We start from the raw sequence: 24,304 nt of genomic DNA on the forward strand, positions 1-24,304 counted from the left end.
ATGTCGTCCCGTCATGACGGATTTCATAGCCCCATTAATCCGAAAGATCCCTATCTGAAACGGGAACACGGACGGCCTGCTCCTGCTGCTCCTGCAGGCCCGCGCGCTCGTGCGGCCCTCGCCAGGGTGCGCCGGTGAGCGCCGTGGCAGCACCGGCTGCCGTGTTGGACAACCCTTTGAGTGCGCTCGCCGACAACTCCGTCGACGAGGTCCCGATGCTTCCCGGGCAGCGGAACGCGCTGCGGTCGGTGCCGGCTTCGGGGCAGGCGGGCGACGGCGGCCTGGACAACCCACTGCGCCTCGGTCGGCAGATGCGGCTGCGGCTGCTCGCCGCGGTCCAGGCGCTGCTGGCGGACCCGTCGATCGCCGGGCTGAAGGATGCGCCGCGGCTGGCGGCGGTGGTGCTGTACGCGAAGTCGCGGGCGCCGAAGGGGGACAAGCGCGACCTCCAGACCTCCATCTGGGGCTCGGAGCTCGGTCGGTGGATGGGCATGAAGGAGTCGACCATCCACCACAAGGTGCTGCCGGTGCTGCGTGGCTCGGGCGCGCTGCGGACCCGGGTGGTGACGAACGCGAAGGGGCACCCGACCGGGCTGGACTGCCTGGTCATGCCGCTGTGGAATGCCCACCGCGGCGGGGGAGCGGGGCACCCGCTGGCCCTGTCCAAGGCGGAGTTGGCGACGCTGCTGCATCTGATCGAGGCGCTGTTCGGTCCTGGTTGGGCGCCGGAGGGCAAGGAGCCGACGCCGCCGGGGCTGCTGGCCAGCCGTACGGGCAAGGGGGCTGCGACCGACCGGCTCGGGCTGCTGCTGATGGTGCTGAACACGCGGGCGTCGGGCTGGCTGCAGCTGTGCGGCGGCTCGGTCCGGAAGAAGGAGGGGCGCGGGGCGGCGACGCTGGCGCGGCTGCTGGGCTGCTCGCCCTCCGGGGCCCGGAAGATCCTGACCAGGCTGACGGAGGCGGGTGTCGTGGCGCGGCAGCGCAAGGCGACGGTGACGCGGATGAACGGCCGGGGCAAGGTCATGCTGCTGCCGGTCGCCCGCGCGTACGGCCGCTCCCTGGCTTCTGTGGAGACTGTTCAGAGGCCTGATCCCGAGTTTTCAGCGCGTCCTGATGATGCGTCCGGAGATCATGCTCCGGCTGGTGTGACCGGTGCCCGTGGTACGGCTGGGATCTGCGGTGCTGAAGGCGCCGAGGATGCGGCGGATCAGGAGCGTCCCGATGGTGCAGAGCTCCACGCAGACCACGCGTCTGGGGTTACTCCCGTCGTTCCTCTCCAGCTCTCTCGTGGTTTTTCCGGCGAAGGCCGTGGGGGTGAAGGTCGTCGGCCGGAGCGCGTGTGCGGGCGCGAGGACCAGGCCTCCGACGGCGAGACCGCCGTTGCCGAGCCAGCGCCTCCGGTGGCTGAGGGCGGCCCGCTGCGCGGGGAAAAGCCGAAGGAATTCCCGGTCGATGAGCATGGTGGGCAGCCCGCTTCCGGGGCTGTCACCGGTGACCGGCTGAGGACCGTGGGCTGGGACAAAGCGCAGGAGCAGCGGAGGGTGCGCCTTCCGGCTGATCTTGGTCTGCGGGTGGCTCTGAGGCCGGTCCTGGGGCTGTGGGAGCGGCTGTCCGGCTGGCAGCAGGACCAGGTCGAGGCGGCCTCGAAAGCGGAGGTGAAGCGGCTGGCGGGCATGCTGGATCATCCGGAGGCAGCTGCGCGGCTGCTGGCCGACCGGCTCACCAACCGGCTGGAGGAGACCGGCGGCGAGAGCCTGGTCGACCGCCCCTACCCGTGGCTGATCCGCCGTGGCCTGGTGCAGCGTCAGGCGTGCTCGGACCGGCGCTGCGATGACGGGATCCGGCTGGACACCGGCGGGGACTGCGAGAACTGCGGCAACGTGCTCCACATCCGGCGTGCCCGGCGGGCGAAGATTGCGGCGCAGCTCGACCGGGAGCTGCCGGGGCTGGCCGATGGTGAGCGCCGCCGGGTCCTCGAGGAGCGGCTGCGCGAGCAGGCGGCCATCGAGGCGGAGGACTTCGTGTGGCGGCGCGAGAAGGCCAGCGCGGAGCAGGCCCGCCGCGATGCGGTGCGTGCGGCTGCCCGGGAGCGGGCGGAGCGCGAACGTGAGGCCGCGGCCGCCGCCGAAGCGGTGCGCCAGGCCCTGCCGTGCGAGGACTGCGGGCAGGAGCAGGCTGCCGGGCTGTGCGAGGCTTGCGGCTACCGGCGCCGGACCGAGGCCTTGATCGTGGAGGCTGGCCTGGTCGCCGCGGCCTGGTCGGCCCCCCTGGACGACACGGACGCCGTCGCCGCCGTCGCCGCTCACGTCAGGGCATCGCTGGAGGCCGACATCGAGCGGGCCCGTGCACAGTTCCTGGGGCTGGTGGAGCCCGGCGAGCTGGACGCCGACCCGGCCCTGGCGGCGTCCGCACTCGCCTTCGCCTTGCTCCAGGCCGTGGAGCAGGCGCTGCCGGAGTACCGCAGCAGCGCCCTCGAACAGCTCGGACGGACCGAGGAAGCCGAGGCGGAGGCCCGCCGGGCGTACAAGACCGAGCAACGCCGTCGCTGGTACAAGCACAACCCGAACGGCACGGACACCATCGCCGCCGCGACGAAGGCCGCTGACACGGCCCGGGAGCGCACTGCGCAGTACCTGCTGGCGACCGGGCTGGAGCAGCTGCACGAACGGGCGGCGGCCCACACGGAGTCGGCCGCGGCCGCGCTGTGGACGGACCGTCTCGCCGAACTAGCCGCGCGTTCGCTGGACGGCGGTATGGCCGGGCGGTGATGACGCAAGTATCAAGGTGAGCGGGGCCGACCTCGCACGCGAGGCCCTGGTCGCGGCCAGCCAGTGAGGCGGCGAGGTGTCCGGAGCCGACCTGTCCGGGGCGTACCGCAGGCCGCGATGGAGGCGGCCCGGAAGCCCGCAGCGGCCAGAAGCGAAGCCGCGTTTGGGAGCCAGGTCGATCCCTGAGACGTCCCAGCTGCAGAGGCCACGTCTGGGGGTAGGCATGACAGAGGAGCCGCAGAGACACGTTCGGCTACGACTGGCCAGGCGCCGCACCGCCCCAGTTCGCGTCCGGGCCCGCGTACGCGAGGCGCCACCCGAGCCGGACCCGGAGCCGTCGCGGATACGCAGGCTCTGGAATCGCACCCAAGGCGCTCGGTGGTCTCACATCATCACCGTGACGGGGACTGCACTGGCGGCCGTAGCGGCGGTCGGCGGCCTGTGGGCGTCAGCTGTCGCCACGTACTGGAGTCAACAGACAGCGAAAGACCAGCTCCAGCAGTCGCAAGAGGGCGCTGAACAAGAACGGCGGGCGCAGGCACAAGGGGTCTCCTACTGGGCAGAGCCAGGCAGAAGTGGGTGGACAGTGCATATTCAGAATCGCTCTCCCGATCCCGTGCCTTGGCTGTCCCTGACGATCGAGACAAAGATCTATGCGGAGCTCAAAGACCCGGACGGCTGGGACCTCAGGTTCGCGAAACTGAACGTAGAGACAACCGGCTTGGCGCCCTGCACCGAGCTCATCTATAAGCAGAGTCAGTTCCAAGACGGAGCCTCGTTCTGGGCGTCCTTTTTTGAAGGGTTGCATCCTGATGACGCGGGAGAACTTCAGGTAAGTGCAATCGAGTCAGTCCCGCAGGCACGCTTCACCGACAAGGACGGGCAGGCGTGGATACGCACGGCTCAGACGCTTCAGCCCTGGCCAAACGTCGAGTCAATCCCGGAGCCACGTCTGCTGCACCACACCACAATTGAGTTCGGTCCCATGGGGGTGCCCGAGTCGAAGAAGACGCCGTCTTGTGGTGGCTAACAGGCCGGTGCCTCCGAGGTGGAACAGGTGTCCGCGAAGACGGCTCCGCTGGAGGCACGCAACGCCCTACGTCCAGGCGCTCGCCGCCACGTCTTCGACGCTACCTTCAACCTGCACGAGGCCAGACACAACGCCTTCGTCGTCACCAGGCGCGGCGGCCGGGGTCTCAGAGTCGGCTGCACTGCGGACCACGGCCTGAGTCAACTCATAGATCAGCACCCCCTGTTACTGGTGGTTGTCCCGGCGTAGCGTGACGGGTACACGCCTGGTACAGCCTGCGTCGCGGTGCGCGCGGGAAGGGGGAGTCGTGCAGGAAGGGACCGTGCTGGACGGGCGCTACCGGCTGATCGAGGCGATCGGCGCGGGCGGGTTCGGACAGGTCTGGGCTGCACACGATCCCAAGATCGACCGCCTGGTTGCGGTCAAGGTGCTCACCGGTGACGCGGGCAGCAGCCGGCAGGTCGCCCGGTTCACCCGCGAGGCCGCGGTCGCCGGCGGCCTCGCCCACCCGAACATCGTCACCGTCCACGACTTCGGCTCCACCACACACAACGGGCAGCCCTGCGCCTACCTGGTGATGGAGCTCCTACGCGGCAAACCGCTCAGCGCCGTCCTGGAAGCCGGGAGACTGCCCCTGCCCAAAGCCCTGTCCGTCGCGGCCTGCGTCGCGGACGCCCTGAAAGCCGCGCACGGCGCGGGCCTGACGCACCGGGACATCAAGCCCTCCAACATCATCGTCAGGCCCAACGGCCAGGCGACGGTCGTCGACTTCGGCATCACCAAGAGCAGCGACGAACGGCACGACATCACCACCACCGGCGTCCTGATCGGCACCCCCGCCTACATGGCACCCGAAGCACTCGCCGGCACTATCGACCACCGCTCCGACCTGTACTCGCTCGGCTGCGTCATCTACGAGATGGCCACCGGCCGCCCGCCCTTCACCGGCACCTCCTGGCACCTGGTCAACCAGCACCTCAAAGAGCAGCCCACCCCGCTGCGCACCCTGCGCCCGGACATCCCCGTGGACCTGGAACGGTTCGTCGCCCGCCTCCTGGCCAAAGACCCGGCCCAGCGGCCGGCCTCCGCCGGCAAGGTCCGGGACGTCCTCAAAGAGATCAACGACCGGCACTTCGGGGCCACACCGCCCAGCCGCGGCAAGAACATCACCACCGAAGTGCTCGTCACCCGGGCGGAAGCCACAGACGGCGCGATCATTCCCTTGCGGATCACCAGCCGCACCGTCTGCCCCGCCTGCGCCACCAGGACAGACGAGAAGGCGGCACAAGCCTGCACCACCTGCAAGGGGGAGGGCCAGGTCATCCGCGAGCAGCACACCCACAAGGTCCGCATCCCCGCAGGCATCAAGGACGGCCAGGAGGTCCGGATCCGCGAACTCGGCGGCCCCGGCACGCACGGCGGTGCGCCCGGAGACCTGTACGCCACCGTCCACATCACCGACTGATCGGCAGCCGATCAACTGGCTCAGCAGCGATCAAGACTCTCCACCGATCAAGCCACCAGGCCAGGCCCTCTCACCCGTCGGGGCCGGACTGTGCGCCCCGATGCGCCTGCTCAGTTTCCTACTTGCCAAACCCTCGGCGGATCTCCTCGGCGAGGAGGCCGTCCTCTTCGCTCAGACCGAGGTAGGCCCACGAGATCCCGGCGTCGGCGAGCGCCTCAGCAATGGTGGCCCTCCCGGGGTACCGGGCTTCGACAGCGGTCAGTTCGGCTGAGCGGGCTGCGATTCTCTGCATGGCCGCGCGGCGAGCTTCGGCGGAAGCCGCCTCATCAACCCGCTCACGCGCCTCCTCCATGGCAAGGCGAGCGTCGATCCTGTCGCCTTCGAGGACGTCGAAAGCCAGGTTCACGACTTCTCGCGCCTCCAAGTCGGGCCGTTCGGCGTGGATCTGGCGGAGCTTTGCCTCCAGGTGGAGCAAGGCGCTCTCCGGCAGCATGTCGCGCATGCTGTCCAGGGCCTTCTGGAGCTGGGCGTCGAACTGGTCAGTCATACCCAGGAAGTTAGCCACTGCGACAGCCGACGTCTGACCACGGCGTCGGCTGGTTCCCACCTAGGAAGGGATTCGCCGCATGCCGGTCACTACTGCCCCGCACCGCGCGTACGGTGGTGTTACGACCCGCCAGGAGGATCCGATGAGCGCGCAGCCCGAGGAAGCTCCCGCCCCGCCGGCTCCGGCCGCCGCCGCCCAGCTGCTCGCGCAACTGCGCGCCGACCGCCGCGCCGACACCTGGGTGCCGGCCTTCGAGCGGGACTGGGTGAAGGCACTGGAGGACTCCCGCCACACCTACAGCCTCACGCCCCTGCACGACGTCGTCCGCACCTGGCAGGCCCGCCTCGCCGCGGCCCCGGCAGTCGACGCTTACATGGACTCCGGCCGCGACGAGACCGGCTTCGTGGACCTGGACGACGTCCTCGGCGCCCGCCGGTGACCGAACAGCCGTGGGCGGTACGTCTGTCCCCGCAGGCCGCGAAGACGCTCACCGAGCTCCCCGAGCACGCGAAGGAGACGGTCCGCGACGTCCTGGACATCGCGGTGCGCTCCCCGTGGGGCTGGCCCCAGTGGAACACCGGCGATGTGGAAGGCGAGGACGTCCGAGCCGCCTCCGTCGGACAGCTGTCCGTCGTCTACGTGATCAACCGGCTCACCCGGCACCTGTCCGTCCTGGACGTCATCTGGATCGGATAGCCGGGTTCTTCAGGCACGTACGGCATCTTCGCGACGTGGGAGCCTCCCTGACACGGCCTGTCACCGTCGAGCCTGAACCGTTCCCGTCCGCAGGGCGTCCATACGGGCACCCTGACACCGTGGAGCCGCCGCACCATGAGCACATCCCAGCCGCCAACCTGGCCGCACTGCGCACACGGTGCAGACCCTGCTGTCGACCCCGTTGGCTGCCGCGGCATCCACGTCCCCGGCCACACCGCGTGCCTCGCCCACCTGACCGACGACGACCGCGACGCCTACCTGGCCGCCCTGACCCCCGGCGCCAGCATCGACCACCGCGGCACCACCTTCACCGAATCCCTCCTCAACGCCTTACTCAACTCCCTCCGTGACCCCTCAACCGGCCACCCCGACTTAGGCGAGGCCGTCTTCGAGTCGGCGACCTTCGAGGACGCCGCCAGGTTCGAGTCGGCGACCTTCAACGGCGCCGCCAGGTTCGAGTCGGCGACCTTCGAGCGCTTCGTCTGGTTCGAGTCGGCGACCTTCAAGGGCGCCGCCGTGTTCGGGTCGGCGACCTTCGAGGGCGACGCCAGGTTCAGGTCGGCGACCTTCAGCGGCGCCGGGTTCGGGTCGGCGACCTTCAAGGGCGCCGCCAGGTTCGAGTCGGCGACCTTCGAGCGCTTCGTCTGGTTCGATTCAGCGACCTTCGAGGACGCCGCCAGGTTCGGGTCGGCGACCTTCAAGGGCGACGCCGGGTTCGGGGATGCGACCTTCAAGAGCGCCGCCATGTTCGAGTCGGCGAGCTTCGAGGACGCCGCCAGGTTCGAGTCGGCGACCTTCGAGGACGCCGCCGGGTTCCGGTCGGCGACCTTCAAGGGCTACGCCGCCATGTTCGATTCAGCGACCTTCGAGGACGTCGCCGTGTTCGAGTGGGCGACCTTCGAGCGCGACGCCTGGTTCGGGTCGGCGACCTTCAAGGGCGCCGCCGTGTTCGAGTCGGCGACCTTCGAGGGCGATGCCGTGTTCGGGTCGGCGGCCTTCGAGAGCCGCGCAGAGTTCGGCCTGACGACGTTCGAGGGGGTCGCTGTGTTCGACTCGGCGACCTTCGAGGGCGACGCCGGGTTCCTCAGGACGATCTTCAAAGACATCGCCAGGTTCATCTCGGCCACCTTCCAGGGCGACGCCGTGTTCGAGTCGGCGACCTTCAAGGGCAACACCTGGTTCAACTCGGCGACCTTTAAGGGCGACGCCTGGTTCGAGTCGACGACCTTCGTAGCAGCTGACCAGCTCGGGCCTTTGGTGTGTGCTGGACGGGTTGTACTGTCCGGTGCGGCGTTCGGTGGCCCGGTGACCCTCTCGTTTGCTGCGCGCCGTCTGGAGTGCCGTCGTAGTCGCTGGTCATCGACGGCGGAGATCCGCCTGCGTTACGCCACGGTGGACTTCGCGCATGCGGTGTTCGAGTACCCCCTCACGATCGCCGCCGAACTGGACCCGTTCGTGCTCACCGACGGCCGGCAACTCTCCGAAGATCCCTTTCCGAGCGCGCCCGACCCCGGGGTGCGGGTGGCGTCCCTGCGTGGGGTGGACGCGGCCCACCTGGTCCTGGCCGACCTCGATCTGTCGGGATGTCTGTTCGCCGGCACCGTGCACCTGGACCAACTCCGTCTGGAGGGGGCCTGCACGTTCGACACGGCACCGCCCGCCGTGCACTGGCGGCGCTGGCCGCCCTTGCGCTTCACCGAACGGCGCGTCCTGGCCGAGGAACACCACTGGCGCGCCAGCCAGCCGGGAGCAGTTCAGGGCTGGAACGTGGCGGTCCTCGGCGCCGGCCGGGCGGGGCCGCTGCAGCTTGCTCCGGTGTACCGGGCACTGCGCAAGGCCTTCGAGGACGGCAAGCACGAGCCGGGGGCCGCGGACTTCTACTACGGGGAAATGGAGATGCGCCGCCACGCCGGCGACATCCCCCGCAGTGAACGGGGGCTGCTGACCGCGTACTGGGCGCTGTGCGGCTACGGCCTGCGCGCCTCCCGGGCCCTGGCCTGGCTCGGCGCCGCCATGCTCCTCACCATCGTCCTGCTGATGGCCTTCGGTCTCGCCCAGGACACCCCCAAGCAGACCGCGACCGGCACCGTCCCGGCCGGCGGGGGCAAGGTCACCTTCGAGATCGACAAGGATGATCCGCAGAACCCCACCGGCAACCGGTTCACCGGCGAACGCTTCGAGAAGGCCCTGAACGTCACCCTCAACTCGGTGGTGTTCCGCTCCTCCGGCGAGGACCTGACCATCGCCGGCACCTACATCGAGATGACCTCCCGCCTGACCGAACCCGTCCTGTTGGGCCTGGCCGTCCTCGCCATCCGCAACCGCGTCAAACGCTGACGGCCCTCGCCTACGTCCAGGACGCGGTGCTGATCTGCATATTGTTCCTGCCAAGCTGCCATCTGCCGGGTGCGGCCTCGTGGAAGGCGGGGAAGCGGTGCAGGAGCCGCCCGAGGCCGTTCATCTGTCGTCGGTGCGGTTCCTGCACCGACGCGGGGAGGGCGGCGAGGATGTCGGTGCGGGTCATCGGCTCGGGCGTGCGGGCGAGCAACCGGGCGACCTGCGACAGGACGTCGTCTCCGGCGCCGCCGCGCTGCGCCTGGGTCCAGCGACGCCCGTGTACCTCGTGCTGGACGAACGGTGCAGCCAGGACCTTCAGGGTCTCAGTGCCGAACCCGGCGAGGGCCGCGCGGGTGTCGCTGGTGAACCGGGGACGGTTGAGGTACGCGCAGGCGCCAGCGGCGGCAACCGCCACTCCCGCGGCCACCGGGTGGGCGCGTGCCAGCCGCACCGCCCCGGCCAGGGTGTAACCGGTGCCCACGATCGCGCCGACGCTCCCCTGCATGCCCGCCTCCGCCTTGCCGATTCTCCCCAACGCCGCCCGGACGGCTTCCCAGTTCGGGACGGCGACGCCCTGGCGGATCAGGTCAGGGTCGGAGGCGAACAGCACCACGGGAGCGAGCACTCCAGCGAGCTGGAGGATGCCGACGTCGCTGAGGTCCTCCTGCGCGAGCTTGTCGGCGGCCGCCGTCATGGGCAGCCCGTGCACGTCTACGACGTGCAGCAGCGGCACGTACTGCTGCCACCACAGCCGCTCCGCCCGAGCGAGATCGAAGGCGCCGCCCTCGCGCTTGCGGTCGGCCAGCACCCGGGGGACCTCTGCCCACACGTAGTGCGGGATGAAGCCGCGCAGCGTCCCGTGTTGCATTCCGGCGAGGATCGAGGACGGCTGGCCCCGCTTCAGCGCCGCGGTGACGTCCTGGGTGAGCACTGATGTGTCGAAGACTCCGAGCCGGAAGCCGCCGCCGGTCAACGGTTGAGGGTAGGCGCTGCTGTACATGACGGGAGCGTAGGCCTTCAACAGGGCCCTGGCGCACGGGTTTTCCCCAGTGACGGAACCTGGGCGGTTCAGGGATGTCAGTGAGGTGGACCACTGTCCCGTGACCGCTGCCGCCCGGCTGATTGTTCGGTGGTTGTGGGTAGACCGAGCAGGTCTGGCGTGGTGGCCCGTCGTGCTCCGGCGTCTGCTGGTGCTGGCTACCGGCGCAGGCGCGAGAGCAGGCCGGGCCGCCCGGACGCCTTCGGATCGGCATCCGGCACGGCGATGTCTGGAGTCTGCGCGACGCCGGTGTCGCCGAAGACGGCGTGTCGCAGGGCATCCCAGTCTTCGCGTCGCCACCAGTCGAACAGGCGCGCGCTGCTGATCACCGGCACGGTCAGCGCGTCGGCGAATGCGCGGTCGGTGTAGACCTCGGCGTCCCGCTGCGCGGGTGGGAGCTTGGCCTGGTGGTTGACCACCAGGACGCCGCCGTCAACAGGCTCGGTCCCGGGCAGACCGGGCCAGGTGCTCAGGTGCTTGAGCAGTTTGTCGGGCAGGCTGTGCGGCGGCCGGTTCTTCGCCGACTTCACCTCGACCAGGACTCGGCAGCCGCCGTACTCGGCCAGCAGGTCCGCCGACTCGGTGCCGAACACGTCGTCGAGGTGGGTCACCGTGGCGCCGGCCGCCACAAGGACATCGTGCACCGCATCCTCCAGCGGGCGGCCGGTGTCGAACAGTAGGCCGTCGCGCAGCGGGTCGGCCACGGCCCGCAGCGCGGCAAGCTGCTGCTGCAGCTCGGTCTGCCGCTGCTCGTGGGCCCGCTGTTCCTCGGCGATCGTCTCGGCCAGCCGGGCTTCGGCGTCGGTGGCGAACGCCGGGTCGCGCACCAGGGTCGAGCGAGCGCGGGTCAGCGCGCCGGGCACGTACGCGGGCAGCGCGTGCTGGACCAGCCACTTCACCAGCAGCCGCTGGTCGGTGCCGTAGGGAACCACGAACCACCGGGCACTGCCGCCCGCTGGCATCCACACCCCGGCCACCGGGTCGCCGAGGCCGTCGACCAGGATCGGGCGCAGCTCCCCCTCCCCCGGCGGCGGCCACACCCTGGCAACTCCGGGGCCTGAGGACCCGGATTTCTTGCGGTAGGTCAGGCGGAACCAGGTGCCCGGGGGACGGTTGAGCAGTTGGGTGCCGAGTTCGTGTTCGGCGTGGTCCAGGCTGTCGGCGAGTTCGGGACTCACGCCGGCGGGGAGCGGGTTGGCGGAAATCGAGCCGTAGTGGTCGGGCAGGTGGATGCCGGGAGCGACGGTGCCGGAGAAGACGTTGTGGCGGCGTTCGCCCGCGCCGATGCAGGCGACGACGAGCGCGGTCTCACCGCGCTGCCGGGCTCCCTCGGCGTAGCGCTTGTAGGGCTCAAGGCCGGTGGCGGGTCCGAGGACGGGAGACAGAACGGCCGCGCAGTTGCCCGTCTCCTGACCCTGCCACCGCGGCTCCGCCCCGAGCGCCGCCCAGTCCACCACTCCCGGCCGCACCGCCGGGTCGGGCCAGCGGCGCGGCCCAGCGGACGTGCCCATCACGTCGGGGGCCGGGAGCGCTGGCGGTTCGCCGACGATGTGGAGGGGGATCGGGGCGGCGCTCGGGCCGGACGTGCTCATGATGGACACGGTAGCCGCCCCAAGAGCGCGGGCCCGCGTCAATTCCGGGGCACCGCGGCCCGGGTCGAAGGCACGCCGCACCGGTGCAGCAGCTCTTCCACGCTCGTCAGCGCCACCACGTCGTTGAGTTCAGAGCTCAGGCGACGCGCAGTTTCTTGCGGCGTTCACGGGCGAGCTGCTCGCGGTAATCCTCAACGGCCTGGTGGTAGCGGGCGACGAAGTGCGGATCGTCCAGCCGGTCGGCTGGGTCCATGGCATCGATGGCGGCCCGGGCGTCGGCCGGCGTCGCGTAGGCGGCGAGCATGGCGTTGATGCGGTAGACCCCGTTGCGCTGCTTCGTTACGAGGCGGGCAAGTATCAGTTCGCGCAGGCCGGAGGTGACGCTTGGGCGGCTGAGCCCGAGCAGGGCGGCAATCTGGTTCTGGCCCATCTCGGTACGGCCACCAGGCTCGCTGCGGGAGCGCAAGGCGAACAGGACGCGATAGGCCGGCCCGGGTAGGTCCAGGGCCGCGACGACGCCCTCCGCGTTGACCGGCGCGAACAACATGCCGTTGCTCACTGCTCGCCCTCCTTCTGCGTCGTCATCGCCTCGAACCGCTCCCGCCGTTCCCGGCGCTTCTGCGCGCGCTCCTTGCGGAACTCCTCGATCGCCTCGCGCATGTGCTGCAGCGACGGGAACCGGACGAGGTCCGGCAGCGCCGCAGCCCGCAGCTCCGCCAGAGCATCGGCCTGATCCACCTGAACATACTCGGTGCTGCCATCGGACAGCCGCACGAGTTCGGCTGCGACGTAGGAGTACGGCGGGTTGAACTGGTACAACCCGCGCCCACGTTTGATCACGATGCCGTGGCCCATGATCTCCCCAAGCGACTCATTCACCTTCTGGCGTGGCACGTCCAGGATCTGCGCCATGTCGTCCTGGGTGAGGGGGATCCGCCCGCCGGCCCGTTGCCCGGCGATCAGTAGCAGGATCAGCCGCAGCGGCAGTGCCTCGCGGTAGTACTGGGCGATCACGAGGAAGAACTCCAGCGCGACCATTGCGAAGGCGTTCGGCCGGTCGGGATCGGAGAAGAATTCCAGCTGCTGCCGCTGGCGGCCGAGGGTGATCTCCCGGCCCGGGTAGGACCGCGCGAGGTCGTCCAGGCCCTCGATCTTCCGCAGCCGCTCGCCGAAGGCCCGCAGCGGATCGTCCGGCGCCAAGCCGGGGTTCGGCGCGGGACTGGCGCTGCGCCGGCGGCGCTGTGACTCGGACACGAGCAGCTCTCCAAAGTTCCAAGATCCCGGGCGTGCAGCAACGTAGCAGAAGGTCAGTACTTCTGACCTCAAGGTCGGCATTACTGACCTCTGGCGCGTGTTGTGTCCTCCCAGGGGTGACACATCTCCTGCACGAACTCCTGCGTGCCGGGCATGTATGAGGGTGGGGCGCGCAGCGGGTCCTCTGGGTGCGGAAAGTCAGCAGGACCGACCTTCCGCAGGGCAGGAAGTCAGCATTCCTGACCTTCCATGCGCCGCCTGGTCGGGATCTCTGACATTTTGGGGCCGTTATGTCTCCCCAGAAGTGACATTAGAACCTCTCTATGTCCCTGCTCAGGAGTCACAAGAATCCCAGCGGCAGCGCTGTGACCTGCATGAACATGCACTCTGTCTCTATCTGATGTTCCGCAGTAGGGCGCGCACCGGGCACCGTCGTGGCTGAAGCGGCTTCGCGTGCGGCCCCGTGAGCAAGCTGCGGACCGTAGGCAGCACCACCGGCTCTGAGTCTCGGGGGGCGGCGGCCGTGACGGACAAACATCAACAACAGGCGTGGCTGATGCCGGTGAGGGGTTCCGCCGCCCGGCCCGGGGGGCCGTTCGGCTCCGGTACCTCCGCACCCCGGAAGTCGGGCCTTCTGATATCGGAGGTGCCGTTCTGTGGCGGGGTCTGCAACTCCCCAATGTCCGCGGCTACGTGATCCCGTGCAGCCTGGTCGTAGGAGCGGCGAGTGGGATGTGACCTGACCGCCGATCACTATTCGTAGACGATCTGCGACGAGACGCTCCTGGAGCGTCCCAACCCGCAGCTCATCGTGGGAGTGTGAGTGACCTGGTCAGTGCTGAGACTCAAATAGGGGAGTGGGACGTGGCGGCGGGGAAGACGGGGATACCCCAGCTGACTCGAGCACATCGGGTCCTGATCGGCGTAGTCGTGTTCGGAGCCGTCGTCATCGCCGGTATCGGCTTCGCCGGCTCGTACGCGGCCGTCCGTGAACTCGCCCTCCAGAAGGGCTTCGGGCACTTCTCCTACGTCTTCCCGATCGGCATCGACGCGGGCATCTGCGTCCTGCTCGCCCTGGACCTGCTGCTGACGTGGATCCGCATCCCGTTCCCGCTGCTGCGTCAAACAGCCTGGCTGCTGACAGCGGCGACGATCGCGTTCAACGGCGCGGCCGCCTGGCCGGACCCGCTCGGCGTCGGCATGCACGCCGTCATCCCAATCCTGTTCGTCGTCTCGATCGAGGCAGCCCGGCATGCCATCGGCCGGATCGCGGACATCACGGCCGACAAGCACATGGAGGGTGTCCGACTGACGCGCTGGCTGCTGTCCCCGGGGCCGACGTTCCTGCTGTGGCGGCGCATGAAGCTGTGGGAGCTGCGCTCCTATGAGCAGGTCATCAAGCTCGAACAGGAGCGCCTGGTCTACCAGGCCAGCCTCCGGTCCCGCTTCGGCCGCGCCTGGCGCCGCAAGGCACCCGTCGAGGCCTTGATGCCGCTGCGGCTCGCCCGCTACGGTGTCCCGCTCGCCCAGACGGCGCCAGCCGGCCTCGCTGCCGCCGGCATCGTGGAGCCGCCGATCGAGTTCACCCTCGAACGGGCACCCGCTGCAACAGCCGCTGAGGATCCCGCACTCGAGCCAGCGGCAGGCGCTGAGGGCGAACCGGTCGAGCTGAGCAGTGAGGCACCACGGACCACAGATCAAGCCCCGTTCAGAGGTGCGGGACAGGCACCCGGGAAAGCGCAGACGGATGAAGCCGAAGGGTTCGCCGCTGCCTATCAGGCCTGGATCGCGAACTTCCAGACCGCGCCGTCCGCAGCCCAGTTCGCGTACTGGCTCCAGGACCACGGCATCACCACCGCCGCCGGTGGACTCCTCACCGACGCCCAACTGCAGCCCCTGCTCCAAATCCTCAACCAGCGCTACGGCCCGACACCCGAGCCCATCGCCCCGGAGCAGCAGGCGGACGACGAACTGTCCTGGTACGACTACTTCTACAACTCCTGGCTGGCGTACGCGCAGGAACACGGCGCCTACCCCGATGCCGACACCCTCGCCGCCTACGTCTACGAGCGCGACCAGATCGCCGGCCCCGGCGGCCGCCCCCTCACCGGCGCCGACCTTCAAGCCTTCGTCGAGGACTTCCAACAGCGCGAGGCCACCGAGCAGGCCCCGCCCACCGAAGACCCAGCCGACCACTCCCGTGAGCAACGCGGCGACGAGCTTGCACCGGGCGACGAAGAGACGACCGAGTCCGCGCCTGCCGCCGCAGGTGCACAGCCAGCCAAGGACCAGCGAAGCCTTCGGGTGGTCAGCGCCGCCATCGATGGCCCGCCGCCCCACGAGGACGCGTCAACCGAGGAAGCGGGCGGGCTCACCACCGTGGACCGCTACTACCTGGCCTGGGCGGAGCACCAGGCGCAGCGCACTGAAGAACCTCCGTCCTCGACGGCAGAGGCTGCGGAGCTGTCCCGCTACCTCGCCGACGAGAAGGGCCTGCGCGGCCGCGGCGGCAAGCCGGTCAGCGCCAGCAACCTGCGCCGCTACCTCCTGCCATTCCGGATCTACCACCTGTGGGCCGAGCAACGGGTGCGCAGCCAGACACCCTCTCTGGACACCATTGCGCAGGAGTGTGCTGCGCAGGGCATCACTGCGCAGCACAACCGGCCCATCACCACCGCCTACATCGCCGACCAGGTCGACGACTTCGAACGGCGCTGGCAGGCCCTCACCCGCCACCACGCGCAGAACCAGCAGTGATACCGGCCCTCAAGGTGTGCTCTGGCAGGACATGTTCCGCCTACGCGCTTAGCTGCAGGAAGTCCTGCACGGGCCCGGCGTTCCGGTGGGCAGCCAGCTCGTCTCGCAGGTCGTCGAGCGCGTCCGACGGGCGGGAGGAGTTGAGGGTGGCGTTCTGTGTGAAGGCGTCCGTTGCAGCGGCGCAGGCGGCGTCCAGGTCACCCAGCCGGAGGTGGGCGCGGGCGGTTCGGGTGAGGTAGAGGACGTGGTCGCGTGCGTATCCGTCGGCCGAGTACTGGACATGGCGCGCCTGCTCGAAGTGGGTCAGGGCGCGGCGGGGGTCGTCGAGATCGAGTGCGCAGGATCCGGCGAGCATCTCGATCTCGCCCGGGTTGAGCCAGTACGACCATGAAGGGTCGTCGTCGTGGGGGCCGCGGGCGTGTTCGGTCCGTGCTGCGTCCAGCTCCCGCCAGCATCCGGTGCGGTCGCCGGTCTTGGACAGGGCCCGGGCGGCACGGGCGTGGAGCATCGACTTCACGCGCGGGGTGGAGCGTCGCATGGTGGTGTCCTGGGCGGTGCGGACCAGGGAGATGGCGTCTTGGGGGTTGCCCTCGGAGTAGACCTGGATCGCCATGAAGGCAAGGGTGTTGGCGCCGACCTGGGGGTCGCCGGCGCTCGCGGAGGCGCGCAGTGAGGTGACGTAGAAGCGCTGGGCGCGGGCGTGACGTCCGGAGTCGAACTGGAGCCAGCCGCACATCCGGGCGGACTCGGCGAGCAGGGACAGCAGCCGGTGTTCGAGCGGCCCGTGCTGCCCGGTCTGCTGGGCGAGCCCCTCGAGGAGGTCGTACTCGGCGACGGCTGTCTGGCGAAGCCGGGCGCCACCGAGGACGTCGTCGAGGCGGCGCAGGTCGTCCAGGCGCTGCTCCAGGGTGTCCAGCAGCGCCTGGGTGAGGCGGGGGTTTGCGGGCGCGGTGCCGGCCGAGACAGCGGGTAGGGCTTCGGTTGGTTCGGTGAGTGCGAGGCTCCAGCTCGTCGCCAGGCCGGTCAATGCGGCTCCGCTGGCGATGAGAAATGCCCGTCGGTCCTGCATGGAGCCTCCCCCGGTGGCAGCGGCTACTGCTGCCACGGTACCCGCCAGGGTCCAGGGGCTGTCGAGAACGGATCGGTCATCGGGGAAGGCGCGCAGCAGGAAATCCGGCCAGCCGAGCTCGGTGACGTCCTCGCGGGGGATGCCGTGGAGGCGGGCCATGGCGTATTGGGCGGGCATCTCGGGGGAGTTGACGCGGTTCTCCCAGCGGGAGACCTTCTGCCGGCTCTTGGCCATCCGGCCGTAGCCGAGGGCGCAGTGCACGTCGTCGAGGCGGTCGAGGTATCCCTCGCCGGTTAGCCCGAGTTCGGCGCGCAGAGCGGCCAGTGGATGAGGTAACAGCTGGTCGGACATCGTGGGTTCCCCTCCACACGCACTCCCTGATGCCCCGTCACAGTAGCCAGTCGGGCACGTGCCGTGGAGAACTTCGGCGCATGGTCCGCAACACCTCCGCAACAGCCTTTTTCTTCCCGGCGGCGGGGTGCGGGCGGTGACATGAACGGCAGACCCCCCTGATCTCCGAGCGAGGAGGGAGTGCCCATGTCCGATCCGAAACCGCCGCTGGTCTCCGTGGTCGTCAGCGCCCGCGGCAACACCCGGCACGTACGGAACCTGCTGGGCGCCCTGGCCCAGCAGACGCTGTCGAGAGGGCAGTTGGAAGCGATCGTGGTGGACAACGACCTGCCCGGGCCCGTGCGGCCGATTGCGGAAGCGGTCCGCGACGGCGGCTGGCCGTTTCCCGTGCGGGTGCTGTACGAGCCGACCCCTGGTCTGAGTGCTGGCCGCAACCGCGGGATCTGCGCGGCCCGCGGCCAGTACGTCGCCATCACCGACCCCGACATCACTCCCGAACCCGGCTGGCTTGAGGCCCTCGTCACCGCGATCGAGGAAGAGAAGGTGTTCGCGGTCGGCGGCCGCACCCATGTCACCTATCCGGGCGGCCAGGCCACGGCGTTGACGAAGGCGCTGCGCGAGTGCCACGGCGCGGTGGACTGGCCCGAGGGACGGGAACTGGCCGTGTGGCCGTACTGGGTCACCGGCTGCAACCTCCTCTTCCACCGCCAGACCGCTCTCGACATCGGCCTGTTCCGTACCGATCTCGGGCGCCGCGGGCGGTGGATGGGCGACTGCGAGGACCTGGAGTTCATCGACCGGGCCCGCCAGGCCGGCCACCGGATCCTCATCGAGCCGGCCGCCGTCGCCTCCCATCCCGTGCACCGCCCGGAGACCACCCTCAAGTACTTCCTGCGCCAGGGCGCCGGGCACGGCGTGTGCGTTGCCCGGATGCACCTGAGCGTGATCGTTGAGCCCGCCGCGATCCAGGCCGGCCGCGACGCGGTGCACGCCGCCGTCATCAACCTCGCCGCCGGGTGGACGTTCCTGGACCGTGCCCGCGCCGTCGAAGGCGCCCGCGACCTCGCCCGGATCGGCGCCTACCACCTCGAACGCGGACGGCTGCGCCTGCTCGGCCGCCGCCCCATCGCCCTGGCCCAGCACGCCCCGACAAAGGAGTCCCCCGCATGGACGTGATCACCACCATCGGCCTGCCTGCCGCCTCCGCCCCGTTGGGCGCCGAGGTCGTCGAGCGCAAGGGCGCCGGTCATCCCGACACCCTCGCCGACGGCGTGGCCGAGGCGATCTCCCGCGCCTACAGCCGCTACTGCCTCGAGGAGTTCGGCGCGATCCTGCACCACAACACGGACAAGACGTCCCTGCTCGGCGGAGCCGCCGACGTCCGCTTCGGCCACGGCGAACTCACCGCACCCATCCAGGTCCTGGTCAACGGGCGCATCACCGCCGCCCTCGGCGACCACACCATCCCGGTCACCGACATCGTCACCACCGCCGCGCGCGACTATCTCGCGAGCGCGCTCCCGCTGCTCGACACCTCGCGGTGGGTCGACGTGCGGCCGCGGCTGACGCAGGCCTCCAGCCCCGGCGCCGTCCACGCCCCGGAAGCCGCCCAGCGCGAGGCCTCCCGCCAGCGATGGTTCGCCCCGCGCACCCTGGACGACCTCGCCGAACGCCACCGACTGTTCTCCAACGACACCTCAGCCGGCGTCGCCTACTGGCCGCTGGGCATCGCCGAGCAGCTCGCCCTCGGCGTCGAGGAGCAGCTCACCGGCGAGGCGTTCCGCGCCGAACACCCCTACTACGGCACCGACATCAAGCTCATGGTCGTTCGGCACGGTACGAGCGTGCAGCTGACGGCCTGCGTTCCGCAGATCGCCCGGGAGACGGCGGACCTGGACACCTACATCGCCCGCCGAACCCAGGCCCGCGACCTGATCACCCACCTCGCGTCGACGATGGCACCCGAGCACCACGTGACGGTGGCCATCAATACCCGCGACGACGACACCCGCCCGGAGCTGTATCTGACGGCGACGGGCTCGTCGATCGAGTCCGGCGACGAAGGCGTCGTCGGACGCGGCAACCGCGCAGGCGGTCTGATCAGCATGCTGCGGCCCTGGTCCGCCGAGGGCGTTTCCGGCAAGAACCCCGTCTACCACGTCGGCAAGCTGTACAACCTGGCAGCCGCCGAGGCAGCCCGCCGCCTGCACGAGGAGACCGGCCGGGACTGTGCGGTCGTGCTCGTCTCCCAGTCCGGCCGGGACCTGACCGACCCCTGGCAGGCGATCGTGCAGACCTCTGGCCCCCACCCCCTTGGCAGGGCCGCGGTGCGGCGGGTGATCGGCGAAGTGATGGCGGACCTGGGCACGCTGCGCGAGCAGCTGCTGGACGGAAAGCTGGCCACGGCATGACCGCGCCCCGCACGGATGCCGCCGGGCCGTTCGTGCCCTGCCTCAACCCGGCCACGCTCTCCGGCATCCCGCTCCCGCCGTTCCTGGCCCTGGCCGCGGGCGCCGGATTCGCCACGGTCGAGGTCTCCATCCAGCAGGCCCAGGCCTACGGCACTACCCCCTTACGGGAGTTGCTGCAGGAGATGGGGGTGAGCGTGGCGGCCGTGAGCGGCATCCTGCCCGCCGGGCCCGTCCTGCCCGCCCCGCTGCTGGTCGACCCGGACACCTACCGCACCTGCCTGGACGGCCTGGACGGCCGGCTGGAGGCCATGGCCGCTCTTGGCTGCACGGTGGCCACGACCGTCCTCAACCCTCGCTCCTCGCTGGACACCCGCGAGGCGCGGGCCGTCGCCCGGAAGCGGATCGCCGAGCTCGCCGCCGCTGCCGGCGTGCACGGTGTGCGGCTCGCCGTCGAGGCCGTCAGCATCCACACCGGGCTGCCGCCCGAGCTGGACGGCCCGCACCCGGTTCTCGACAGCCTGCCCCGGCTCGCCGAGCTGCTGGACGAGACCGCCGCAGACAACGCTGGTGTGCTGGTGGACTCCTTCCACTGGGCGGCCGCCGGCGCCGACCCCGGCCACATCACCCTGCTCGGCCCGGACCGCATCACGCACGTTCAGATCGCCGACACCCCGGCCCACCACGCGATCGGCGAACTCACCGACAGCCACCGCCTGTTCCCCGGCGACGGGGGGCTGGCCTGGCCGGTCCTCGCCGACGCCCTGGACCAGGCCGGGTACGCCGGGCCGGTGAGCGTGGAGTTGTTCAACCCTGAGCTGCGGGCGCTGCCCGCCGGCGAGATCGCCCGCCTGTCCCACCACGCGGCCACCCGCTGCTTCACCCTCGCGGAGGCATCCCGATGACCCCCACCACCGTCCGCCCCTGTCGGCTCGCGGTCGCCGGATGCGGCGCCGCCGCCTTCGGACTCCACCTCCCGCTACTCAAGGCCTCCGCCGCGTTCGACGTGATCGCCGTCACCGACCGAGACCCGGAGCGGGCCCGCACCGCACAGCAGCACTTCGCCATTCCCCGCACCGCAACCCGGGTGGGCGACCTCCTGGCCGACGCCGACGTGCTGGTCATCCTCACCGGCGTGCACGAGGACCTCATCGAGGAGGCCCTCGACGCCGGCGTCCACGTCGTCACCGAGAAACCCGTCTGCCTGGACATCGTCCGCACCCGCAAGCTCGTCGAGCGGGCCCGGGACGCCAGGCTGCTGCTGGAAGTCGGCGCGATGCGCGCCCACGACCCGGCGCTGCACGCGGCCCTCGCCCACGTGCCCGAACCCGCCGGCGGATGGCTGGTCAAGGCCGACGGCGTCGACGAAGCCGCGCGCCGCCGCCTGCTCCCGCCCTCCTTCACGCCGTACACGTTCGCCGACGACCCACCGCAGCCCGTCCCCGACCACCTCGATGAGCACCAGGTGAGGGCCCTGCAGATTCTGCTGTGGCAGGGCTACCACCTGCTGACCGCACTCGTGCTGGCCGTCCCCGGCACCACCGCCACCACGTGCACCCTCGATCAGGCCGGGCAATCCGTCCACGCACTCCTGCACGGACCCGCGGGGGAGCCGTTCACCCTGGTCATCGGCGCGACACCGGCCGGGGTCTTCCGCGAGCAGATCCACCTCGCCGACGCAGACGCGGCCGCCACCATCGACTTCGCCCGCCCCTACGAGCCGGCCGCCACCACCCAGCTCACCACCACCGACGGCACCACCAGCGGCTTCGGCAACCCGTTCGCCGCCATGTGGGCGTCCGTCAACGCCCGCCTGTCCGGGCAGCACCCCGCCGACCTGCCGACCAGCGCCGACCTCGCGCTACGCGTCGAGGACCTCGCCCTGGCCCTGGCAGGCCTCGCCCGCCCCCACGCCCGCACACGGAAGGACGCCTGATCGTGGCCCACGACGCTCCCGTACTGGTTCTGGACGGCCCGCCCGGAGCGGGCAAGACCTCCCTGCTCGCCCGCATGGCGTGCGCCCTCGGCGACGACGCGATGTGGATCACCGAGCCCAACGCCCGCCTCGCCACCGGACTTGCCGCGCCCGTGCACCCCAGCCCGGCCGGACACACCCTGTGGTTCCTGCGGCACGAACTCGACAAAGCCCGCGCCATGCGCCGCCTGGTCACCGACGAGGCAACCCGCCTGCTCATCGCCGACCGCAACCACCTCGGCGCCCTGGCCTACTGCTACGCCACCCACGCCGAGGACTCCCTGCCCTACACGGTCGCGCGTGACTTCTACGCCCGCCGCATCGCTCCCGAACTCCCCGCAGCGGTCCTCACCGTGATCCTCCTGGTCAGCCCCGACCAGAGCCTGACCCGCCGCGGGAACGTCGCCGAACTGCCCAGGTGGAAGCAGTGGTTCGACGAAGGCTTACTGGAGCGGCTGCACACCTTCTACACCGAGATCGCCCCCACGCTGTGCCCGACCCCACCCGCGATCATCAACACCGACGGCGCCACACCGGAAGCGGTCCTCGCCCAGGTCGCCGGCCTACTCACGGACGCAGGACTCGACCAGACCGCGCGGCGCCTCACCTCCCAAACCGTCCCCGCCCCGCGGCCACCGCTGGACGAGCAGTTCGCCCACGCCTACACCCAGCTCGGCGGACTGGAAGCCCTCGGCCACCCCTTCACCCCGGCGATCGACCACCGCGGCGGCACCGTCCAGCTCTGCCAGCTCGGCGCCCTGCACCGCGATGAGGCCGGACACACCCGGCTGTGGAACCCGCTCGCCGCCCCCGACTGGAGGGCCGCCTGATGAGCCGCACCACCCCCTGCGTCGTCGGCATCAACCTCGGTCACGACGGCGGCGCCGCCCTGATCACCGACACCGTGATGGTCGCGATCGGCGAGGAACGCCTCAACCGCACCCGCTACAGCCCCGGCTTCGAGGCATCCCTCCTGTACTGCCTGCGCGCGGCCGGTCTCACCCTCGCCGACGTCGACCTGGTCGCCGTCAGCGGCATCGGACGCACCCCACCCACCCGGACCGAGACCGGCCTGGCGCACCTCGGCATCGACCGCGAGCGGATCCTCCCGGTCGACCACCACCTCAGCCACGCCTACACCGCCTACTGCCTCAGCCCGTACGAGGAGGCGACCGTGCTGGTCGTCGACGGCGGCGGCAACAACAACGACACCGAGACCTACTACGCCGCCACCCCCGACGGGATCGAGCGTCTGGGCGGCAATCCGCCCGCCAGGCCCCGGGCGGGCGGGATCGGCGCGACATACGAGGCCTTCACCAACCACTTCGGCTGGCACGAGCAGGAAGCCGGCAAGACCATGGCGCTCGCCTCGTACGGCGATCCGGGCCTCTACCTCGCCCCGCTGTTCGACGTCGTCGACACCCAGGTCCACGGACGGCTCACCCGCACCCACGCTCCCGGAGTCGCCGACCTCGCCAGGCGCACCGGCTTCGACTTCGGTCCGTACGGCAGCCTCGGCCAAGACGACCTCGCTGCCAACGCGGCCGCCTACGTACAGACCCAGACCGAACGCGCCCTGTGCGCGCTCGCCACGCAGACGATCGCCACGACCGGCCTGCCCAACTTGTGCTTCGCGGGTGGGGTCGCCCTCAACTGCGTCGCCGCCGACAAGATCCGTCGCCTGCCCGCGGTCCGAGGATATTTCGCCCCGCCCGCCGCATCCGACCGCGGCCAGGCCCTCGGCTGCGCGCTCTACGCCTGGCACCGCCTCACCGGCAACCTCCCCCAACGTCCCCTGCACAGCGACTACTTCGGCCGCGACTACAGCAGTCAGGAGATCGAACAGGCCCTGCACCGCGATCCCCGCTCCGGTCTCGTCGAACGCCGCCATACGCCCTTCACATGGCGGCGCGAGAGCGACATCGCCCGTACGGCCGCCCAGATGATCGCCGACGGGAAGATCATCGGCTGGTTCCAGGGCGGCAGCGAGCTCGGGCCCCGCGCGCTGGGCGCGCGCAGCATCCTCGCTGATCCCCGCACCCGTGACAGCTCCGACGCCCTCAACGAGAGGATCAAGCACCGGGAACCGTTCAGGCCATTCGCGCCGGCCGTCCTCGCCGACCACGCGAGCACATGGTTCGACCTGGACGTGCCCAGCCCGTTCATGCTGCTCGCCCCGCCTGTCCGCCCCGACCATGCCGACAAGATCGCCGGAGTCGTGCACGTCGACGGAACCGCGCGCGTGCAGACCGTCGATCCTGCCGTCGCACCCGCCTACGGTGCGCTGATCGAGCACTTCTCCCAGCTCACCGGAGTGCCCGTCGTCCTGAACACCAGCTATAACGACCGCGAGCCCATCGTCGAGACTCCCGCCCACGCGCTTGCCACATTCCAGGCATGCGACCTGGACGCGGCGTGCATTGGCGAATACCTGGTCGAGCGGTCCTGACCCCGGTCGAGGGCTGCCACACTGGAGGACATGACGACCTCCACTCCGCCGCTGAGGGAAGCCGCCCGCGCCATCGTCCTCGACGCTGACGACCGCGTCCTGCTGCTGCGCTACGACGAGAACGGCGGCTTCTGGGCCACCCCCGGCGGCTCCCTGGAAGACGGAGAGGACCACGCCACGGCAACGCTCCGTGAGCTGCGCGAAGAACTCGGCGTCGACGACAAGGCGGTCGAGCTGGGCGCACAGCTCGCGGAGCGCAGCAAGGATCACCTGGTCGGCGGACGCGAGGTCCGCCAGGTGGAGAAGTACTTCCTCACCCGCATCTCCGCGGCCGACGTCGACCCGGCTGGCGCCACGCAGCCCGACAACATCCGCGAGCACCGCTGGTGGACCCTCGCCGAACTGCGCGCCACGACCGAGACGGTCTATCCGCTCGGTCTTGCCGACCTGGTCACCAACGTCCTCAAAAACGGTGCACCCCTGCGGCCTGTCGTCCTGAACGGATGAGTGTTCCCCGCTCGGCGCGGGGAGCAGACTGCGGGCGTG

The 24,304-nt window shown here is 70.3% G+C and carries 20 protein-coding genes; 14 read left to right on the forward strand and 6 right to left on the reverse strand.

Annotated elements, in window-relative coordinates; all coding sequences use genetic code 11:
- Positions 1-134 precede the first annotated feature (134 nt).
- From ABKA17_RS44160 to ABKA17_RS44170, 3 genes are all read left to right on the forward strand, one after another.
- Positions 135-2,768 carry a hypothetical protein gene (locus ABKA17_RS44160; RefSeq protein ID WP_353698086.1) on the forward strand — a complete coding sequence of 878 codons (2,634 nt, stop codon included), beginning with the start codon at positions 135-137 and terminating at the stop codon, positions 2,766-2,768.
- A 397-nt stretch (positions 2,769-3,165) separates the two neighbouring features.
- Positions 3,166-3,798, forward strand: coding sequence for a hypothetical protein (locus tag ABKA17_RS44165; RefSeq protein ID WP_353698087.1), 633 nt, complete (start codon positions 3,166-3,168; stop codon positions 3,796-3,798).
- Positions 3,799-4,105: 307 nt separating this feature from the next.
- On the forward strand, positions 4,106-5,263 hold the full coding sequence (locus tag ABKA17_RS44170; RefSeq protein ID WP_353698088.1) for a protein kinase domain-containing protein: 1,158 nt from the start codon (positions 4,106-4,108) through the stop codon (positions 5,261-5,263).
- Between the two features lie 118 nt (positions 5,264-5,381).
- Here ABKA17_RS44170 and ABKA17_RS44175 read toward each other — a convergent pair whose 3' ends face one another.
- Positions 5,382-5,810, reverse strand: a complete 429-nt coding sequence (locus ABKA17_RS44175; protein WP_353698089.1) for a hypothetical protein — start codon at positions 5,808-5,810, stop codon at positions 5,382-5,384.
- Positions 5,811-5,952: 142 nt separating this feature from the next.
- Here ABKA17_RS44175 and ABKA17_RS44180 point away from each other — a divergent pair, with 142 nt between their 5' ends.
- The 3 genes from ABKA17_RS44180 (at position 5,953) to ABKA17_RS44190 (ending at position 8,864) form a co-directional block, all read left to right on the forward strand.
- Positions 5,953-6,249, forward strand: a complete 297-nt coding sequence (locus ABKA17_RS44180) for a DUF6247 family protein (protein ID WP_353698090.1) — start codon at positions 5,953-5,955, stop codon at positions 6,247-6,249.
- A complete protein-coding gene (locus tag ABKA17_RS44185) occupies positions 6,246-6,506 on the forward strand; it encodes a hypothetical protein (RefSeq protein ID WP_353698091.1) in 261 nt (86 codons plus the stop codon). The genes ABKA17_RS44180 and ABKA17_RS44185 overlap by 4 nt, the downstream gene beginning before the upstream one ends.
- A gap of 135 nt (positions 6,507-6,641) precedes the next feature.
- The gene (locus ABKA17_RS44190) at positions 6,642-8,864 is read left to right on the forward strand and encodes a pentapeptide repeat-containing protein (protein WP_353698092.1); all 2,223 of its coding nucleotides are present in this window, start codon (positions 6,642-6,644) and stop codon (positions 8,862-8,864) included.
- A 10-nt stretch (positions 8,865-8,874) separates the two neighbouring features.
- Here the strand turns inward: ABKA17_RS44190 and ABKA17_RS44195 are convergent, their stop codons facing one another.
- The 4 genes from ABKA17_RS44195 to ABKA17_RS44210 all read right to left on the reverse strand — a co-directional run bounded on the left by ABKA17_RS44195 (position 8,875) and on the right by ABKA17_RS44210 (position 12,749).
- Entirely contained in the window at positions 8,875-9,864 is a 990-nt protein-coding gene (locus ABKA17_RS44195; RefSeq protein WP_353698093.1) for a PIN domain-containing protein, read from the reverse strand.
- A 197-nt stretch (positions 9,865-10,061) separates the two neighbouring features.
- Positions 10,062-11,495, reverse strand: a complete 1,434-nt coding sequence (locus ABKA17_RS44200) for a hypothetical protein (RefSeq protein ID WP_353698094.1) — start codon at positions 11,493-11,495, stop codon at positions 10,062-10,064.
- A gap of 136 nt (positions 11,496-11,631) precedes the next feature.
- The gene (locus ABKA17_RS44205; RefSeq protein ID WP_353698095.1) at positions 11,632-12,054 is read right to left on the reverse strand and encodes a MarR family transcriptional regulator; all 423 of its coding nucleotides are present in this window, start codon (positions 12,052-12,054) and stop codon (positions 11,632-11,634) included.
- On the reverse strand, positions 12,051-12,749 hold the full coding sequence (locus tag ABKA17_RS44210; protein ID WP_353698096.1) for a hypothetical protein: 699 nt from the start codon (positions 12,747-12,749) through the stop codon (positions 12,051-12,053). The genes ABKA17_RS44205 and ABKA17_RS44210 overlap by 4 nt, the downstream gene beginning before the upstream one ends.
- A 930-nt stretch (positions 12,750-13,679) precedes the next feature.
- Here ABKA17_RS44210 and ABKA17_RS48045 point away from each other — a divergent pair.
- Positions 13,680-15,506: a DUF2637 domain-containing protein gene (locus ABKA17_RS48045; protein ID WP_502994540.1), complete on the forward strand. Its 1,827-nt coding sequence runs from the start codon at positions 13,680-13,682 to the stop codon at positions 15,504-15,506.
- Between the two features lie 40 nt (positions 15,507-15,546).
- Here ABKA17_RS48045 and ABKA17_RS44220 read toward each other — a convergent pair whose 3' ends face one another.
- The gene (locus tag ABKA17_RS44220; protein ID WP_353698097.1) at positions 15,547-16,926 is read right to left on the reverse strand and encodes an NsdA family TPR-like regulatory protein; all 1,380 of its coding nucleotides are present in this window, start codon (positions 16,924-16,926) and stop codon (positions 15,547-15,549) included.
- Between the two features lie 186 nt (positions 16,927-17,112).
- Here ABKA17_RS44220 and ABKA17_RS44225 point away from each other — a divergent pair, with 186 nt between their 5' ends.
- The 7 genes from ABKA17_RS44225 to ABKA17_RS44255 are packed head-to-tail and all read left to right on the forward strand — an operon-like array spanning position 17,113 to position 24,265.
- Complete coding sequence (locus ABKA17_RS44225; protein WP_353698098.1) at positions 17,113-18,102, forward strand: glycosyltransferase family 2 protein; 990 nt, start codon at positions 17,113-17,115, stop codon at positions 18,100-18,102.
- Positions 18,093-19,337: a methionine adenosyltransferase gene (locus ABKA17_RS44230; protein WP_353698099.1), complete on the forward strand. Its 1,245-nt coding sequence runs from the start codon at positions 18,093-18,095 to the stop codon at positions 19,335-19,337. Before ABKA17_RS44225 ends, ABKA17_RS44230 begins: the two co-directional genes overlap by 10 nt.
- Positions 19,334-20,239 (forward strand): sugar phosphate isomerase/epimerase family protein, encoded by a 906-nt coding sequence (locus tag ABKA17_RS44235; RefSeq protein ID WP_353698100.1) that lies wholly within the window; start codon positions 19,334-19,336, stop codon positions 20,237-20,239. Before ABKA17_RS44230 ends, ABKA17_RS44235 begins: the two co-directional genes overlap by 4 nt.
- Positions 20,236-21,270, forward strand: a complete 1,035-nt coding sequence (locus ABKA17_RS44240) for a Gfo/Idh/MocA family protein (RefSeq protein ID WP_353698101.1) — start codon at positions 20,236-20,238, stop codon at positions 21,268-21,270. Before ABKA17_RS44235 ends, ABKA17_RS44240 begins: the two co-directional genes overlap by 4 nt.
- Positions 21,271-21,272: 2 nt before the next feature.
- The gene (locus ABKA17_RS44245; protein ID WP_353698102.1) at positions 21,273-22,139 is read left to right on the forward strand and encodes an AAA family ATPase; all 867 of its coding nucleotides are present in this window, start codon (positions 21,273-21,275) and stop codon (positions 22,137-22,139) included.
- Positions 22,139-23,758, forward strand: a complete 1,620-nt coding sequence (locus ABKA17_RS44250) for a carbamoyltransferase family protein (protein ID WP_353698103.1) — start codon at positions 22,139-22,141, stop codon at positions 23,756-23,758. Before ABKA17_RS44245 ends, ABKA17_RS44250 begins: the two co-directional genes overlap by 1 nt.
- Positions 23,759-23,788: 30 nt before the next feature.
- A complete protein-coding gene (locus ABKA17_RS44255; protein WP_353698104.1) occupies positions 23,789-24,265 on the forward strand; it encodes an NUDIX hydrolase in 477 nt (158 codons plus the stop codon).
- The last annotated feature ends 39 nt before the right edge of the window (positions 24,266-24,304 follow it).

Origin of the sequence: Streptomyces sp. RG80 (genome assembly GCF_040446465.1) — a bacterium.
Taxonomy (GTDB): domain Bacteria; phylum Actinomycetota; class Actinomycetes; order Streptomycetales; family Streptomycetaceae; genus Streptomyces.

Excerpts from the sequence above, each read along its gene's own strand:
- ABKA17_RS44175 (WP_353698089.1), bottom strand. The coding sequence starts at position 5,810 with ATGACTGACCAGTTCGACGCCCAGCTCCAGAAGGCCCTGGACAGCATG.
- ABKA17_RS44180 (WP_353698090.1), top strand. The coding sequence starts at position 5,953 with ATGAGCGCGCAGCCCGAGGAAGCTCCCGCCCCGCCGGCTCCGGCCGCC.
- ABKA17_RS44190 (WP_353698092.1), top strand. The coding sequence starts at position 6,642 with ATGAGCACATCCCAGCCGCCAACCTGGCCGCACTGCGCACACGGTGCA.
- ABKA17_RS44195 (WP_353698093.1), bottom strand. The coding sequence starts at position 9,864 with ATGTACAGCAGCGCCTACCCTCAACCGTTGACCGGCGGCGGCTTCCGG.
- ABKA17_RS44200 (WP_353698094.1), bottom strand. The coding sequence starts at position 11,495 with ATGAGCACGTCCGGCCCGAGCGCCGCCCCGATCCCCCTCCACATCGTC.
- ABKA17_RS44220 (WP_353698097.1), bottom strand. The coding sequence starts at position 16,926 with ATGTCCGACCAGCTGTTACCTCATCCACTGGCCGCTCTGCGCGCCGAA.
- ABKA17_RS44225 (WP_353698098.1), top strand. The coding sequence starts at position 17,113 with ATGTCCGATCCGAAACCGCCGCTGGTCTCCGTGGTCGTCAGCGCCCGC.
- ABKA17_RS44230 (WP_353698099.1), top strand. The coding sequence starts at position 18,093 with ATGGACGTGATCACCACCATCGGCCTGCCTGCCGCCTCCGCCCCGTTG.
- ABKA17_RS44235 (WP_353698100.1), top strand. The coding sequence starts at position 19,334 with ATGACCGCGCCCCGCACGGATGCCGCCGGGCCGTTCGTGCCCTGCCTC.
- ABKA17_RS44240 (WP_353698101.1), top strand. The coding sequence starts at position 20,236 with ATGACCCCCACCACCGTCCGCCCCTGTCGGCTCGCGGTCGCCGGATGC.
- ABKA17_RS44250 (WP_353698103.1), top strand. The coding sequence starts at position 22,139 with ATGAGCCGCACCACCCCCTGCGTCGTCGGCATCAACCTCGGTCACGAC.
- ABKA17_RS44255 (WP_353698104.1), top strand. The coding sequence starts at position 23,789 with ATGACGACCTCCACTCCGCCGCTGAGGGAAGCCGCCCGCGCCATCGTC.